The organism is Pseudonocardia xinjiangensis (assembly GCF_050948425.1).
Classification (GTDB): Bacteria; Actinomycetota; Actinomycetes; order Mycobacteriales; family Pseudonocardiaceae; genus Pseudonocardia; species Pseudonocardia xinjiangensis.
This window is the reverse complement of record NZ_CP192009.1, coordinates 7,703,948-7,719,517: the sequence shown is the minus strand read 5'-3', so window position 1 is coordinate 7,719,517 and position 15,570 is coordinate 7,703,948. Positions and strand designations below refer to the sequence as shown.

Annotated in this window: 13 protein-coding genes; 9 read left to right on the top strand and 4 right to left on the bottom strand. The window is 72.0% G+C overall.

The window, feature by feature from the left end; all coding sequences use genetic code 11:
• Positions 1-3: 3 nt before the first annotated feature.
• Both ACQPZA_RS36535 and ACQPZA_RS36530 read right to left on the bottom strand, forming a co-directional pair.
• Entirely contained in the window at positions 4-789 is a 786-nt protein-coding gene (locus tag ACQPZA_RS36535) for an ABC transporter permease (RefSeq protein WP_433277094.1), read from the bottom strand.
• On the bottom strand, positions 786-1,745 hold the full coding sequence (locus tag ACQPZA_RS36530) for an ABC transporter ATP-binding protein (RefSeq protein WP_433277092.1): 960 nt from the start codon (positions 1,743-1,745) through the stop codon (positions 786-788). Before ACQPZA_RS36530 ends, ACQPZA_RS36535 begins: the two co-directional genes overlap by 4 nt.
• 137 nt (positions 1,746-1,882) lie before the next feature.
• Between ACQPZA_RS36530 and ACQPZA_RS36525 the strand changes: the two genes are divergently transcribed.
• Both ACQPZA_RS36525 and ACQPZA_RS36520 read left to right on the top strand, forming a co-directional pair.
• Positions 1,883-3,070: a histidine kinase gene (locus ACQPZA_RS36525; RefSeq protein ID WP_433277090.1), complete on the top strand. Its 1,188-nt coding sequence runs from the start codon at positions 1,883-1,885 to the stop codon at positions 3,068-3,070.
• A complete protein-coding gene (locus ACQPZA_RS36520; RefSeq protein WP_433277088.1) occupies positions 3,067-3,690 on the top strand; it encodes a response regulator in 624 nt (207 codons plus the stop codon). Before ACQPZA_RS36525 ends, ACQPZA_RS36520 begins: the two co-directional genes overlap by 4 nt.
• A gap of 7 nt (positions 3,691-3,697) precedes the next feature.
• Here ACQPZA_RS36520 and ACQPZA_RS36515 read toward each other — a convergent pair whose 3' ends face one another.
• The gene (locus ACQPZA_RS36515; protein WP_433277086.1) at positions 3,698-4,345 is read right to left on the bottom strand and encodes a class I SAM-dependent methyltransferase; all 648 of its coding nucleotides are present in this window, start codon (positions 4,343-4,345) and stop codon (positions 3,698-3,700) included.
• 230 nt (positions 4,346-4,575) lie between these two features.
• Here ACQPZA_RS36515 and ACQPZA_RS36510 point away from each other — a divergent pair, with 230 nt between their 5' ends.
• Together ACQPZA_RS36510 and ACQPZA_RS36505 are read left to right on the top strand one after the other, a co-directional pair.
• Entirely contained in the window at positions 4,576-5,367 is a 792-nt protein-coding gene (locus ACQPZA_RS36510; protein WP_433277084.1) for an AraC family transcriptional regulator, read from the top strand.
• 52 nt (positions 5,368-5,419) lie between these two features.
• Positions 5,420-6,334, top strand: coding sequence for a hypothetical protein (locus ACQPZA_RS36505; protein WP_433277082.1), 915 nt, complete (start codon positions 5,420-5,422; stop codon positions 6,332-6,334).
• 19 nt (positions 6,335-6,353) lie between these two features.
• Here ACQPZA_RS36505 and ACQPZA_RS36500 read toward each other — a convergent pair whose 3' ends face one another.
• Positions 6,354-8,783, bottom strand: a complete 2,430-nt coding sequence (locus ACQPZA_RS36500; protein ID WP_433277080.1) for a (Fe-S)-binding protein — start codon at positions 8,781-8,783, stop codon at positions 6,354-6,356.
• Between the two features lie 431 nt (positions 8,784-9,214).
• On the opposite strand from ACQPZA_RS36500, the gene ACQPZA_RS36495 reads away from it, so the two are divergent.
• Genes ACQPZA_RS36495 through ACQPZA_RS36475 form a run of 5 tightly spaced genes read left to right on the top strand, consistent with a single transcriptional unit; the run spans position 9,215 to position 15,555 of the window.
• Positions 9,215-9,475: a hypothetical protein gene (locus ACQPZA_RS36495; RefSeq protein ID WP_169400471.1), complete on the top strand. Its 261-nt coding sequence runs from the start codon at positions 9,215-9,217 to the stop codon at positions 9,473-9,475.
• A gap of 4 nt (positions 9,476-9,479) precedes the next feature.
• The gene (locus ACQPZA_RS36490) at positions 9,480-9,980 is read left to right on the top strand and encodes a hypothetical protein (protein WP_433277078.1); all 501 of its coding nucleotides are present in this window, start codon (positions 9,480-9,482) and stop codon (positions 9,978-9,980) included.
• Positions 9,967-13,005, top strand: a complete 3,039-nt coding sequence (locus ACQPZA_RS36485) for an ATP-binding protein (RefSeq protein WP_433277076.1) — start codon at positions 9,967-9,969, stop codon at positions 13,003-13,005. The genes ACQPZA_RS36490 and ACQPZA_RS36485 overlap by 14 nt, the downstream gene beginning before the upstream one ends.
• A complete protein-coding gene (locus tag ACQPZA_RS36480) occupies positions 13,005-14,948 on the top strand; it encodes a hypothetical protein (protein ID WP_433277074.1) in 1,944 nt (647 codons plus the stop codon). Before ACQPZA_RS36485 ends, ACQPZA_RS36480 begins: the two co-directional genes overlap by 1 nt.
• Positions 14,938-15,555, top strand: a complete 618-nt coding sequence (locus ACQPZA_RS36475; protein ID WP_169400599.1) for a hypothetical protein — start codon at positions 14,938-14,940, stop codon at positions 15,553-15,555. The genes ACQPZA_RS36480 and ACQPZA_RS36475 overlap by 11 nt, the downstream gene beginning before the upstream one ends.
• The last annotated feature ends 15 nt before the right edge of the window (positions 15,556-15,570 follow it).

Here is a 15,570-nt window from a genome sequence, read left to right as displayed (position 1 = left end):
CCGTCAGTGCCGCGGGTCCCAGCGGAACCGGCGCAGGGCCAGCGTCCCGAACAGCACCGGCCAGCCGACGGTGGCCACGAGTGCCGGCAGGATCGCCGGCAGCCCGGCTGTGGCGGCCGTCCAGCTGCCACCCGTCATGGCGAGCTGGGCCAGGTCGCCGACTGCGGCGCCCGGCGCCAGCATGAGTGCGGGCCACCACCCCTCCGCAGGTGCGAGCGACGCCACGACGCCGACGCCGAGGATCACGAACATCAACGGCAGCGTGGTGATCTGCGAACGTTCCGGCGTCGGCGTGACGACGCTCGTCGCCAGCGCCGCCGTGACGACGAGGGCCAGGCCGCCCAGCACCGCGAGCACGAGCGGCAGCGGGTCGATCGGCATCGGTGCCCCGGTCGCCACGTTCACCACCGCGAACACCGCCAGCTGGAGGAGACCGAGGACGACACTCGGCGCCAGCGTGGCCATGAGCAGCCCGCGGTCGGACAGCCCGCTGGTCCGCATCCGTTTCAGCACGCGGGCCTGTCGCCGGGCCACGAGGGTCTGCGTCGCCGTGATGTAGATCCCCATCGCCAGTGCCACGGCCAGCTGCAGCGTGATGCTCACGGCCTGCCGTGCCGGGTCGCCGTAGCTGCTGAACTGGAACGTCCAGAACACGCCCAGCCCTACCGGCAGCAGGATCGAGGACACCGCCACCGTCTTGTTGCGCAGGATGAGCAGGACCTCGGTCGTGGCCAGGGCCAGCACCCGCCCCACCGGCGTCACCGTGGCCGCCGTCGTCGTCGCGGTCATGGCCGCGTCACCTCCATCTGGTCGGTACGCACTGCGTGGTAGATGTCGGCCAGCGAGGCAGGTGCGGCCCGCAGGTCGGGCAGCCGCACCCCTCGAGCGGCTGCCCAGCTCAGGAACGTCGTGAGGTCCCCCTGCAGGTCGTCGGTCCGGACCTGCACCCGCTCGCCGTCGCGCTGTGTCGTTCCCCTGAGCTCCGGGAGGTCGGCGATCTCCGCCGGGAGCGTGGCCGAGAAGCGGGCAGGCTGAGCGGCGACGATCTCCGCCAGCGTCCCGGTGACGGCGACCCGGCCCTCGTGCATGATCGCCACCCGGTCGGCGAGAGCCTCGGCCTCCTCCAGGTAGTGCGTGGTGAGGACGACGGTGCGGCCGGCCTCCTGCAGCTCCTGGATGGCGTCCCACGTGCGCCTGCGCGACTCCGGGTCGAGCCCGGTGGTGGGCTCGTCGAGGATCACCAGCTCCGGCGATCCCCACACCGCCAGTGCCAGGTCGAGCCGCCGCTTCTCCCCGCCGGAGAGCTTCCCGACGGAGACGTCGCGGCGTGCGCGCAGGTCGAAGCGCTCCAGCAGCCGCTCCGGGCGGTCCGGCCGGTCGACGAGCCGCTGCCAGAGCGCGAGCGTCTCGCCCACCGTCAGCTCCTCGACGAACCCACCCTCCTGGAGCTGGACGCCCATGCGCACCTGCAGCGCCGCCCGTTCCGTCGCCGGGTCGAGGCCGAGCACGGCGACCGTGCCTCCGCTGCGGGTGCCGAAGCCCTCCAGCACCTCCAGCGTCGTGGTCTTCCCGGCACCGTTCGTGCCGAGCAGCGCGAAGATCTCGCCACGGCGCACGTCCAGGTCGATGCCGCGCACGGCCTCGAAGTCGCCGTAGCGCACGTGCAGGTCGTGCACGGCGATGGCGAGCTGGGTGTCCGGGGATGCCGTCGCACCGGGGCCTGCCCGATCTGTCGTCTGTGTCATGCCATCACGATCTCTGCCGGGGGGCGGGCGCCAGTAGTACCGCTGATAACCGGTCGAGCTGACAACCGGCAGAGGCGGGGATGACAGGTGTCATCAACTCCGGGCCCGGTGGCCTCCCGTTGGCTAGGTTTCCCGTCGTGGACGTCTCGCCGCTGGTCGGAGCCGAGGAGCGGAAGGTCAGAGCGGCGCGCCGGTTCGGTCGGATCGGGTTGCTGATCACCATCGGGTACCTGTTCGTGGTCCCGATGACGATCGCGCTGTACGAGTGGCCGTCCGGCGGGTTCATTGCAGCGCTGCTGGCCCTGTTCGTCGCCGCGCTGGTCCTGCACGTCTGGCGGATCCGGGAGCTCACGAAGTCGCTCGGCCGGCGGGCTCCGACCTGGTTCATGATCGCCGCGGCAGCGGTCGGGCTGGCCGTGTCGCTGGTCGCGCTCGCCGGCGGACCGATCGGGTTCGTCTGGTCGATGGTCACGGGCGTGCTGCTCGGCGACATCATCGGTGGGCTGCGCGCACGCTGGGCCGCGGCCTGGGTGGTCTCGACCGTCGTTGCGGTGTTCGGCTTCGGCTACGTGATCATGCTCGCGGTCCTCGACGAGTCCTTGTGGCCGCCGTCCCCGTTCGTCTTCGCCGGCCTCGCGGCGTTCTTCGTCGGGTCGATGTGGACACTCGACGTCGAGCGGCTGTGGTGGCTCAAAGCCGTCACCGATCTGGACGACTCCCGCCGCGCGGCCGCCGAGCTCGCCACCGCCCGCGAGCGGCTGCGGCTGGCCGACGACCTGCACGACATCCTCGGCCACGCGCTGGAGGTGGTCGCGTTCAAGAGCGAACTGGCGTCGCGGCTGCAGGCCGCGGACCCGGACCGGGCCCGCGCCGAGATGGACGAGGTGCAGCGGGTGGCTCGCGAGTCGCTCACCGAGGTCCGGGCGCTCGTGCGCGACGCCCGCAGCACCGACCTGGTCACCGAGCTGGCCGGAGCCCGCGCCGTGCTCGACTCCGCAGGCGTGGCCCTGGTCGTGCGCGGCGACCCGGCATCGGTCGGGCCCACGGCGCGCAACGTGTTCGGCCGCGTGCTGCGGGAGGCGATGACGAACGTGCTGCGCCACGCCGAACCGAGCCACTGCACGATCGAGATCGAGGTGTCGGACCGGCAGGCGAGGCTGAGAGTGGTCAACGACGGGGCGCTGCCGGGCGACGGTGCCGACCCCGGTACCGGGCTGGTCGCGCTCGGCCGTTACCTCCACGAGCACGCGGGCCGGCTCGACGCCGGCCCCGGTCCGGACGGCACCTTCCGCGTCGAGGCCGTGCTGCCCGGAGCGTCCCGGTGACCGGGTCGGACGGCCGGATCCGTCTCGTGCTCGCCGACGACGAGTCCCTGACGCGCGGCGCCGTCGGCGCGCTGCTCGGGCTGGAGCCCGACCTGATCGTCGTCGCGGAGGCCGGTACCGGTGACGAGGCCATCGCGAGCGTCCGCAGGCATCGTCCGGACGTGGCCGTGCTCGACGTCGAGATGCCGGGCCGCGATGGCGCCGAGGTGGCCCAGTGGGTCGCCGTGAACGAGCCGGCCACCAGGTGCATCATCCTCACCCGGCACGCGCGGCCCGGCGTGTTGCGCAGGGCGCTCGCGGCGGGTGCCACCGGGTTTCTCACGAAGAGCGCCCCGGCCAGCATGCTCGCCGACGTGATCCGCCGGGTGCACGGTGGCGGGCGCTACGTCGACCCCGAACTGGCGATGACGGCACTCATGACCGAGGAGTGCCCACTCACCGGGCGTGAGCTCGAGGTGCTCCGAGCCGTCGACGGGGCGGGCACGGCCGCCGACATCGCCCGGCGCGTGCACCTCTCGCCCGGCACCGTGCGCAACTACCTGTCGTCGGCGATGCAGAAGCTCGGTGCCAGCACGCGGCTCGAAGCGGTGGAGCGGGCGCGCGACCGCGGATGGCTCTGACCGTCACTCAGCGGGTGGCGCGGTAGAACCTGACGCCGAGCCGGCCCGGGCCGAGGTCGGAGACGTCGCTGAGGCCCACCTCGCGCATGCGGGCGGGGATCCGGTCTCCGGCGTTGTCGTGCAGACGCGGGTGGCGGCGCGTCAGCCGGCTGAGGAGCCCGCGGCGATCGTCGCCCGCGAAGTCGACGAGGTGCAGCCGACCTCCCGGCCGCAGCACGCGCCTGGCCTCGCTCAGGACCTGGTCCTTCTCGCCCTCCTCGATGTGGTGGAGCATCAGGCAGGACAACACGCGGTCGACGCTCTCGTCCGGGTAGGGCAGTGCTGCCGCGCTGCCGAGGTCCCACTGAACGGGGGTGCCGTGGCGCGCGGACTTGCGCCGGGCGCGCGCGAGGGCCAACGGGTCGGGGTCGAGGCCCACCACCGTCGCCCGGGGCTGCCGCCGCGCCGCCAGCAGCGTCAGGTTGCCGGTGCCGCACCCGATCTCCAGAACACGCTGACCGGGAGCGATGCCTGCCTGGTCGGCCAGTGTGCGGTGCAGGGAGCGTGCGCCCAGCAGCCAGGTGAACACGTCGTAGTAGGGCAGCAGGCGGTCGTGGCCCATTGCGGGCAGGTAGCCGTGCCCGTGCCCCGCGTGCTGTGGTGCCTGTTCGGCCATCGTGGAGGTCCTCTGCTGTATGCGACGATCGTCCGGTGTCGTCCTCCAGTCTTGATCGCACATCAGCTGCGGCCAATGACGGATCCGCGGGTTCAGTAGGACGATCCTCGGTTCTTCCTGCCATCGGCCGTGGCGGGCGGGACGTCCCCGTCCACACCTACCCCCGGCTGCCCGGGGTACCGCCGGTCAGCGTGGTGCGCTCCCCCGGAGCGCGCCAGGAGCACGGGTCCGTGCGCACCCACGCACACGACTTCCTCGTGCTGCTCTACGTCGAGCGCGGCGGCGGTTCGATGCGGATCAACGACCACGAGTGGCGGCTCGGCACCGGCGACGTGTTCGTGCTGGCACCCGGCGAGGTCGTGACGCCCGACCGGATGGTCGGCACGGGGGTGCCCGAGGCGTGGGCGGTCTTCTTCCCGTCCGACGTCGTCGAGCCGAGCCTTCCCGGGGCGTTCCTGTCCTGGCGCGCCCACCCGCTGCTGTTCCCGTTCGTCCGTGGCCTGGCGGGTGGCGCGCAACGGCTCCACGTGCCGGCCGCCGACCGGCCCGGCTTCATATCGCAGCTCGCCGCGCTGGAACGCGAGCTGCACGAACGGCGGGACGGCTACAACGAGGCCGTGCTGGCGCACCTCACGCTCCTGCTCGTCGCCGTCTCCCGGCTGGTCACCGACGTGTCCGGGGACCTCACGCTGCGGGACGAGCCGATGCTCGCCGCGGTCTTCGACGTCATCGAGGCGCGCTACCGGAGCCCGATCTCGCTGAGCGACGTCGCGCGTGCCGTGGGCCTCACCCCCGGCCACCTCACGACGGTGGTCGGGCGCAAGACCGGGCGCACGGTCCAGGAGTGGATCACCGAGCGGCGCATGACGGAGGCTCGCCGTCTCCTGGCCGAGACCGACCTCACGGTGGAGACCGTCGGCGCCCGGGTCGGCTACCGCGACGCCAGCTACTTCATCAAGCGGTTCCGGCGCAGCCACGGGTCGGCGCCCCAGGAGTGGCGCCGCGCGGGACGCCGGAGCTGACCCAGCGCTACCACTGGGACACGGACCGTCCGAGCAGTAGATTCGGATGCCGATGGAACCGCCACGACCCACCCCGCCTCCGTGGCTGCCCGCGGCGCGTCCGCAGGTTCCCCCACCAGCAGTCCCCGGCCCGCCACCCCCGCCGCCTCCGGGCCCTCCGCCTCGCGGTCCGAAGGCCCGCCCCCGCTTCGACTGGCGGCGGCTCATCCGGTCTCCGCGCGGCGCCGCCGGGCTCGCGATCACCGCGGCCGCCGTCCTGCTGTGGCCGTTCTCCGGCCTGTCGTGGATCCCCTGGCTGGCCGGACTCGGAGCGCTCGTCGTCCTGCGGTTGCTGCGGCTCGACGGTCCGCTGCGCGGATGGGACCTGCCCCTCGCCGGGCTGGTGGTCGTCGTCGGGCTGATGATGAGCACCGGGCCGTGGGCCTGGGCGCTGGCAGCGAGCATCGGAGTGCTGCTCGCGGGGCTCGCCCAGCTGCCCTGGTGGCGCCTCGCGGCGGGGGGTGCGGTGCTGTGCCTGATCACCGGCGTCGGATTCGCCTTCACCACCGTTCGCCAGCAGCAGCAGGCGGCGGCGTCCTATGCGCAGTTGCAGCAGGAGAGCAAGGCGGATCAGGGCGCACCCCGTCCGCAGAGCGTGCTGCCATCCATGCTCAACCGGATCGCCCTGGGCAGCCCCGGTGCAGTGTGCGACAACCTGCTGGCCGAGCCTGCCCGAGCACCGTTCGCCGCTTCGGTCGGACAGCCCGACTGCGCGGCCGCGGTGATGGCGCTCGCCGCGCGCGTGTCCGATCGGATCCTGTACGCCCAGGCGAACGTCCCCACCACGCCCACTCCGACGGGACTCGAGGCCGACGCGTGCAGCATGGACTGGGGCTCGACGACCCCCGCAGGTCCGCAGGTCGGCCATCTCACCATCGAGGCCGTCGCCCCGTCCCGGTACGTCGTGACCGGTTTCCGTCCCTGCTGAGACCGGTCGTCGTCCCGGGTCAGTCTCCGCTCGGCCGACCCTCCTGAGCTGTGGGGTCGCCCGGCCGGGCGCCCTTCGGCTCCGCGCCGCCGGTGACCGACCCGCCCACCGACACGTCACCGTCGGGTTCGGCGGTGACCGCCGACTCGTCGCCCGGCCCGTTGACCTGGGTTCCGCCGGGGGGAGTGGTGTCGGCCGTGGGTGGCGAGCCCGCCCCCACCGCGTCCACGGAGCCGTTGGTGGCGGAGCTGTCGGTGTCACCCCGCCGGACCGAGGCGAGCAGCATCTGGGAGACGTCGAGGATCTCGACGCCCGCACCCTTGTCCTCGCTCTGCCGCTGGGTCAGGCCGTCGGAGAACATCACGCGGCAGAACGGGCAGCCGGTGGCGATCTTCTCCGCACCGGTGCCCAGTGCCTCGTCGACGCGTTCGAGGTTGACCCGCTTGCCGATCTTCTCCTCCATCCACATGCGGGCACCGCCGGCGCCGCAGCAGAAGGAACGGTCGGCGTGGCGCGGCATCTCGTTGAGCTTCACCCCGGCCGCGCCGACGAGCTCGCGGGGCTCCTCGTAGATCTCGTTGTGCCGGCCGAGGTAGCACGGGTCGTGGTAGGTGACGTCGGTCAGCGCGCCGTCGGGCGCGGCGACCGGGACGAGCTTGCCCTCGCGCACGAGCTTGTTCAGCAGCTGCGTGTGGTGCACCACCTCGTACTGCCCGTCGAGCTGGGGGTACTCCCGCCCGAGGGTGTTGAGGCAGTGCGGGCAGGTCGTGACGATCTTGCGGGTGCCCGGCTCCCGGCCCTCGAACACGGCGTTGAGGACCTCGACGTTCTGCTGGGCGAGCATCTGGAACAGGAACTCGTTGCCCGAGCGGCGCGCCGGGTCGCCGGTGCAGCTCTCCTCCGGGCCGAGCACGACGTACCCGACGCCCGCGCGGTGCAGCAGTTCGGCGGTGGCCCGCACCGTCTTCTTGGCGTTGTCGTCGAACGCGCCGGCGCAGCCGACCCAGAAGAGGTACTCGGTGTCGGCGGACAGCTCGCCCTCGAACACCGGCACCTCGAAGTCGAGGTTCTTGGTCCAGTCCAGCCGGTCCTTGGCGTTCTGCCCCCAGGGATTGCCCTTGTTCTCCAGGTTGCGGAACAGCACGCCGAGCTCGGAGGGGAACTCCGACTCGATGAGCACCTGGTGCCGGCGCATGTCGACGATGTGGTCGACGTGCTCGATGTCCACCGGGCACTGCTCCACGCACGCGCCGCACGTGGTGCAGGACCACAGGACGTCAGGATCGATCACCCCGCCCTGCTCCAGGGTGCCGACCAGCGGCCGCGCGGCCTGCTCGGGCCCGGAGCCCGGAACCCGGCCGAAACCGGACTCCGGCACGTGGTGGCCGTTCCCGCCGGCCTGGTCGGCACCGCCGGTGACCGAGACGGCTCCCTCGTCGGGCATGTCTTTCCCGCCGATGATGTAGGGCGCCTTCGCGAGCAGGTGGTCGCGAAGGTCCATGATCACGAGCTTCGGCGAGAGCGGCTTGCCGGTGTTCCAGGCCGGGCACTGGCTCTGGCAGCGACCGCACTCGGTGCAGGTCGCGAAGTCGAGCATGCCCTTCCACGTGAAGTCCTCGACCTTGCCGCGCCCGAACACGTCGTCCTCGCCCGGATCCTCGAAGTCGATCGGCTTGCCGTTCGACTCCATCACCGGCAGCGGACCCAGCGCCTTGGGCAGGCGCTTGGCCGAGACGTTGATCGGCGCGGTGAAGATGTGCAGGTGCTTGCTGTAGGCGATGATCACCGTGAAGACCAGCATCACGCCGATGTGCAGCAGCAGGCCGACGCTCTCCAGCACCTCGAGGGTGCCCGTGGACAGGCCGTCGAACAGGTGGCCGACGCCGATCGAGACGAACGCGCCCGAGGTGTAGGGGAACACGCCCAGCGCCGAGGACGCGCCGCGGAAGAAGAACATCGTCCACAGCACGTTGAAGATCATGAAGAGGATCAGCCACGCGCCCCCGGTGTGCGAGCCGTAGAACCGCGACGCCCGTGCCTCGCGCTCGGGCGCGTTGCGCAGCCGGATCACCGAGAAGACCCCGAGCGAGATCAACGCCGCGGCGGCGATGAAGTCCTGGAGGAACCCGAGCACCGGCCACCGGCCGATCAGCGGGATGTGGAAGTCGTGGTCGAACAGCGCTCCGTACGCCTCGAGGTACACCGTGATCAAGATCACGAAGGCCCAGAACGTGAAGAAGTGCGCCAGTCCCGGGACCGACCACCGCAGCAGCTTGCGCTGCCCGAAGACCTCCACGAGCTGGGCCCGTAGGCGCTCGTTGAGGGCGTTCGTGCGGTCGTGGGCCGGCTGACCGGACTTGATCAGCCGGTAGAGCCACAGTGCGCGACGGCCGGACACCGCCACGGCGATCACTGTCATCGCCAGTCCGATGACCAGTCTGACAACCACGGGCTTCCTCCCAGGGCTGGTCAGCGGCGGTGGCGCCGCGGGCCGTTGCGGAGCAGGGTAGACCGCCGTCTCCGGCTCGCGACCGGGAACGTTCGGGCCGATCAGGGGTCAACTTACCGGCCGGTAACAGTGAGCGCGATTCGACACGTCGCGGTGTGGAAAGTGGCGCCCGAAGGTCGGTTGGGGGCCGCGTCACTCGATCAGTCCAGACAGTCGGAGGGCGAACGATCCCCAGGTCAGTCACCCTGTCGGCGGTGCACATCGCTCGTTGTGTGACCTGATGCCCGCCGTGCGGGCGACCCTCTATGCTCCCGCTGGTCAGCATGGTCTACTCAACGCTGGATAGCCGAGTCGACACGTTCGGGTATCACCAGCCCGGGGGGGTCGGGTACGGGCAGCCTCGGGTGGGTAACGCCGCAAGGAGGAGCCGTATGACCGGACCAGAGGCGCTTGCGCACTACGCGCAAGGGCTGACCACCAACGGGCTCCAGGGGTGGATCCAAGACAACGTCGTCCCGCTCGTGCTGCTGGGTATCGCGATCATCCTGCTGTGGATCGGCGGCCGTGGTGACAACGCGGGCGTGGCGCGTCGAAGCGTGGGACTGCTCGTCGGGCTGGTGGCGCTCGGGATCGCCGTCTCGGGCAACGGTCCGCAGATCGGCAACTTCCTGGCAAGCCTCCTCGTCGGGTGATCAGTTGCTCGTTCGCACCGACGACGAGATCTACCGCGTCGACTCCGTCTGGCTGGGGCCACCTCGCGCGACCTTCCCGTGGCGTGCGCGGTACGTCAGCTACGGGCTCGGCCTGCTCGTCATGATCGGCGTCATGTTCGTGCAACGACGGGTCGGCATCGGGCTCGACTTCTTCTCCGTAGCATGGGCCCTGGTGATCACCGTCGTGATCACCCGGTTCCTCGGGCAGCGCATCAACTACGAACGACCCCTCGGGCAGGTTGTGGAGCTCTTCCGTCACGAGATCACCGGGCCGAGGGTGCGCACGGCAGTCGGCGGCGGCGAGGTCCGCTCCGACCACGTACGCGTCGGGCCGGTCGTCCGGGCCCGCAAGGCCAAGGCGAAGGCATCGAAAACACCGAAGGCGCCGAAGGTGCCCGCGGAACGCGATTCGTGGCAGACCTCGCGGACGAAGGGCCGGGCGGCGGCCGGGCGTGGAAAGGGACGTTCACGTGGCGCGACGTGACGCCCGTCGCGACAGCAGCCCACTCGAGAGACAGCGTGGCGGTCGCCGTGGTCGCGCGTTGGCCGGTGAGGCCGGACTGCCGAAGTACGTCCCCCAGATCGCGCTGCGCTCGATCGAGGGTCATCTGACCCGTACCGGCACCCAGGTGATGGCCTGGTACCGGCTCGCTGCGCAGGCCTGGAGCTTCCGCAGCGACTCGCAGCGCGAGGTGCTGATCCGGCAGATCGCCGCTCAGCTGGGAGAGCTGCAGGGCCGCTGGCTGCACCTGCGGGTCACCACCAGGCCCTACCCGGTCCACATGTGGGCCGAGTCGTTCGACCACAACGCCCTCGGCCGGATGCCGGACGTCGCGGGCGCACTGGGCTGGGACGGGTTCCTCGAGGGTGAGCAACGGCACCTGATGGGCCTGTCGATGTCGGACAAGGAGGTCTTCCTCGGCATCGAGGTCTCCGGGCGGAGCGTGCTCGACCGCTGGGTCGAACGGGCGGCGCCGGTCCTGGGCAGGGTCGCGCCCGCGGCGGTGCGCGCCGAGATCGCTGCGCTGTCCACCGAGGTGGGGCACCTCGACTCGCTCGTCGCCGGCAGCGGACTCGACGCCGTGCCGGCCTCGGCCGACGACATCTCCTGGCTGATGCACCGTTCGTGCGCGCTCGGCCTGCCTGCCCCGCGCACGCTCTCGATGGTGCCCGGCGGGGTCAGCCGGTGGGAGACCGAGGACCTCGCGGCGTTCACCGACGGCATCGACATGCACCAGGAGCCCTACGCGCCCACCGTTCGCGTGGTCGGGCGACTACGCACGCAGACCGTCTCGCGGAACGTCGCCGTGCTGTCCGTGGGGCTGATGGACGGGCTGCGGATCCCCGAGGTGGACGACCCGTGGATGCAGCACTCCGACCGGCTCCCCTTCCCGGTGGAGTGGTCGGCGCGGATCTACGTCCGGCGTCCCGAGGAGGTGGCGGGCGAGCTGCAGCGCCAGATGGGAAAGGTGCGCAGCCAGATCCGGCACTACACGCACGACCACGATCTCGACCCGCCGATGTCGCTGGCCCGGCAGGCCGACCGCGTACTGGAGGTCGAGGACGAGCTGACCACCGGGCTCACCCAGCTCAACACCCGCCTCTACGGCTGGTGGCGGGTCGCGGTGTCGGGCAAGGACGAGGCCGAGGCGGTCAGCAGGGCGCAGCAGGTGCTCGACGTGTACCGGCCGAAGGTGCAGATCGAGCACCCCGAGGCGCAGTACCGCTTCGCCCGCGAGTTCATCCCGGGTGAGCCGCTCGCGTCCACCGCCTACCGGCGGCGGGGCTCGGTCACGTGGGCGGCGTCGGCCGTTCCCGCGGCCACCGCGTCGGTCGGCGACCGGCGCGGCATCATGATCGGTGAGACGTGCACAGCCACTCGCCGCCCCGTGGCCTGGGACCCGTGGCTCGCGCAGGAGGTGCGCAGGGCGTCCGGCCTCACCGCGGTGGTCGGCGGGCTGGGATCGGGCAAGTCGTTCCTCACCGGGGTGATCGTCTACAAGACGCTGCGGGCCGGGGCCCGCTGGACGGTTCTCGACCCGTCGGGCCCGCTCGCGGAGCTCACCCGCCTGCCCGAGCTCGCGCCGTTCAGCCGCCACATCAACCTGCTCCGCGCCGACCCCGGCATCCTCAACCCGTACCGGGTGGTCGCCGAGCCGCGTCCCGAGCACTTCCTCGACGAGGAGGACCCCGAGCGGGCGTGGCGGCGTGAGCGCTCCCTCGCCGCGGCCACCAGACGACGGCTCGTTCTCGACGTTCTCACCGGGCTCCTGCCCTACGACGTCGCGCGGCTGCCGCACACCCGCATCGTGCTGCTCCGTGCGGTGCGGGAGGTCGGTGGCGCCACCGACCGGCACCCGGGTCAGGTGATCGACGCGCTGCGCCGGCACGCGCGCGACGGCGAGGACCACGCCGGCGTGGTGGCCGACTTCCTGGAGGAGCGCAGGGAGCTGCCCCAGGCGGCGCTGCTGTTCCCCGACACCTCCCGCGACGACCCGTGGCAGGCCGACCGGGAGTACCGCCTCACGGTGCTCACCATGCAGGGCATGACGCTGCCGCGGCCCGGCAGCCCCCGTGAGGAGTGGACCGATGGCGAGTCGCTCGCCGTGGAGCTGCTCAACCTGGCGTCCTGGCTCACGCAGCGCACGATCTACGACGCCGACCGCAACCTGCGCAAGGGCGTCGCACTCGACGAGACCCACTTCCTCTCCCAGGTGCCCACCGGCAAGGTGCTCATCGACCGGCTCGCCCGCGACTCGCGGAAGTTCAACGTCCGGGCGCTGTTCGCCTCCCAGCTCGCCGGTGACCTGCTGCGGGTCTCGGGGTTCGCGTCGCTCGTCAACGCCGTCTTCGTCGGACGCACCGACGACGAGGAGGCGCAGAGCGAGGCACTGCGCCTGCTGAAGGTGCCCACCGGCGTCGGGTACGAGCAGATGCTCGGCACGCTGTCCCCCCGGCCCCGGCACGACGACCGGCCCGACGACACCCCGCGGCAGTTCATCTTCGCCGACGGGCACGGCGGCGTCGAGAAGATCCGCATCGACCTCGAGGCGCCACATCTCGAGCACGTGCGCGAGGCACTCGACACCAACCCCGACGCCAGCCGTGTCTCCGTCCGTGGCGTTCCGGCAGCGACCGCACCCGCGGCGGTGCGTGCCCCGGACGAACCCGCCCCCCCAGCTCCTGTGCCTCCCGGCCACACCCTGTACAGCCCTGGTGGGCTCCGTCGCTCCCCCGAGGACCTCGGCGACGATCTCGACGAGGAGTTCGCCGACCTCGACGACCCCGACGGCCTGCTGGTGGCCGGTGCGTCCACCCGGGCAGGCGGCCCGGTCAACGGCAGCGGCGCGGGCAGCGTCAACGAGCTCCTCGATGACGAGGAGCTCGATCTCCTCGGCGACGTCGACACCGGCGCCGACGATCGACACCCCGGCAACGGCAATGGCAACGGTGATCCCGTCGGCCACGGCCAGGACCGCATACGTACGGTCGGGGAGGCCCGTCGGTGATGCCCGGGGGGCTGCCGCCGGTCGCAGGTTGGCTGCCGGTGGCACTGGTGCTGGCTGCCGCCGTGCTGGCGGACTCGTGGCGTCGTCGCCGGGCCCGCGCTCACGCGGGGCCGACTCGCCTGCCTCGCACCGAGAGGCCGCGGCGTCGGGTCGCACTGCTGATCGTCACCGGGCTCGTCGGCGGTTCGATACTGCTCGGGCAGCCCGCCTTCGCGCAGTCGCTGGACTGCAAGGAGTCGCCGGAGCCGGACCGGCCGGGGACGGGGCTGGTGGGTTCGCTCGATCCTCCTACCTACGGGGTGGGGGAGCCTGGCAGCGTGTACGACGAGGTCGGGTACGCGGGCCTCGTCTGGTACACCTACGACCTCGGGTGCGCCGGAACGGTGGTCAACCCCGCGACCTCCACCGACACCTGGCTGGGCAACCAGACCTTCAACGTCGCGAAGTTCGCCGTCGCCGGGGTGAACTGGGCCCATTATCTGATCGCCGACGGCGGGGAGCTGCTCGCCCCGCTCGACCAGCTCATCGGCGACGGCACGCGGGCGATGTACGACGCGGTGTTCACCACGTGGGTCGGCCTCGCGCTGCTCGTTCTGGCCGTGCTGCTCCTCGTGCTCGCGCTGCGCGGTGACCTCGCCCGCCAGACCCAGCGTGCGGCGTTCGCGGCGCTCGCCCTGCTGGTGGGCTCGGCGGCGTACCTGGCGCCGGTCGACTGGGCGAAGGCGGCCGACCCCCTGCTGCTCAACGGCGTCACCGACATGCAGCAGGGCTTCCTCGGGCAGGTCGGGCTCGGCGACCGCGACACGCTGCCAACGGTGCTCGTCGACCAGGTGATCTACCAGAACTGGCTGCGGGGTGAGTTCGGGTCGCCCGACGTTCCTCAGGCGAAGGAGCTCGGCCGCGACCTGCTGCGCGCGCAGACGTTCACGAAACCCGAGGTCGCCGAGGGTCGCGACACGGTGCAGCTCGCCGAGCAGAAGAAGGCCGACTTCGCCGCGCTCGCGGGCCGCATGGGGGACCGCTACTCCTACTTCCAGGGCAAGTCCGGCAGCCGTATCGGCGTCGGGATCCTGGCGGTGGTGCAGGCGTTGTGCATCGCGCTGTTCCAGCTGCTCTCCAAGGTGCTCGTGCTGGTGGCGATGCTGCTGCTGCGGCTGATGGTGATGACCGCGCCCGCGGTCGCGGTGGTGGCCATTCTCAAGCCCGACATCCTGCCGTCGGTGTTGCGCGTCGCCGGCGCGGCGATCGTGAACACGCTCGTCGTGGGGGCTCTCGCCGGATTGCACGCGCTGCTGGTGGTGTCGTTGTTCCGGCCGGGCAGCGGCGTCGACCTGTGGCTCGCGCTGCTCGTCACGGGGGTCGTCACCGTGGTCCTGTGGGCCGTCGCCCGCCCGTTCCGGCGCCTCGTGTCGATGGTGTCGCTCACCCGCGAGCAGTTCGGGGGAATCGTGCCGGGTGCCGGTGCCGGCCCCATGTCCCGCGTCTGGCAGCGGGTGCGCGGTGGACCGACCGAGGACCGGCAGACCCGGTGGTGGGACGAGCGCCGCGGGGCGGCTTCGACGTACGGCTACCCGGACGGCGGGCGTCCCGAGGCAGAGCCGGGGATCCGGATTCCCACCCAGGCGAGCGCGCGGGTGCCGCGACAGCGAACCGAGGCCGAGGCGCCCTCGTCGGAGCGGCTCGTCCCGGGCGCGCGCCGTCCGGCCCTCCCCACCGGGTCCGGTGGTGTCGGTGCCGGGGGAGCAACGCCGAGCTGGGCCGATCCCGGCGAGGTCGACGAACGCGTGATCTACCGCCGCCCCGACTCGGTGCCGTTGCGCCCCGGTGGCGCGCGCCCGGTGCGTGCCGAGATCGTCGACGGTGTCCCGGTGTACCGCATCTACCGGCCCCGTTCCACGCCGGCGGCCTACAGCCCGAGCGGCGGGTCCGGCCGTGCCGATTAGGTCCCCGCGCGGGCGCGCCGCTGCCTATCGGTCGATCTGGCAGTGGCCTCTCCGGTCCCCCGCCCGGCTCGCCGTCACCGGGATCCTCGTCATCGCCGTGGCAGCCGGTGTGAGCATCGGCGTCAACGCCCTCGGGGGAGGCTCGGCAGGCCGCGGCCTGCTCGCCTCGCCGTCGTCCACCGGGGCCGCCCCGTCCGCCACCCGGCTCCCGGGATCCGCTGCCGTCCCCGTGACTCCCGCCCCGACGGCGCTCCCCCCTGTGCCGGACCTCGAGCCCACCACCCTTCCGCTCTCGCGAGCACCGGCGGCGGCGCTCTCGGTGGCGGCCCGGTGGTCCGCCGCCTGGGTCCGCCCGCCCGCCGGCACCACCGCGCAGGCGTGGCTCGACGGCCTCCGGCCCACAACGACCGATGAGTATCTGGGGGTCCTCAGCGGTGTCGACCCGGGCAACATCCCGGCCACCCGGGTCACCGGGGAGCCGCGCGCGGTGCGGGTCGCCCCGCACTCGGTGCAGGTCCAGGTGCCGACGGACGCTCTCACCCTGGTCGTCCTCGTCGTCGACACCGACACCGAGGGCTGGCGGGTCGCCGGCTACGACCGGGCGTGACGCCGTGGGCACGCA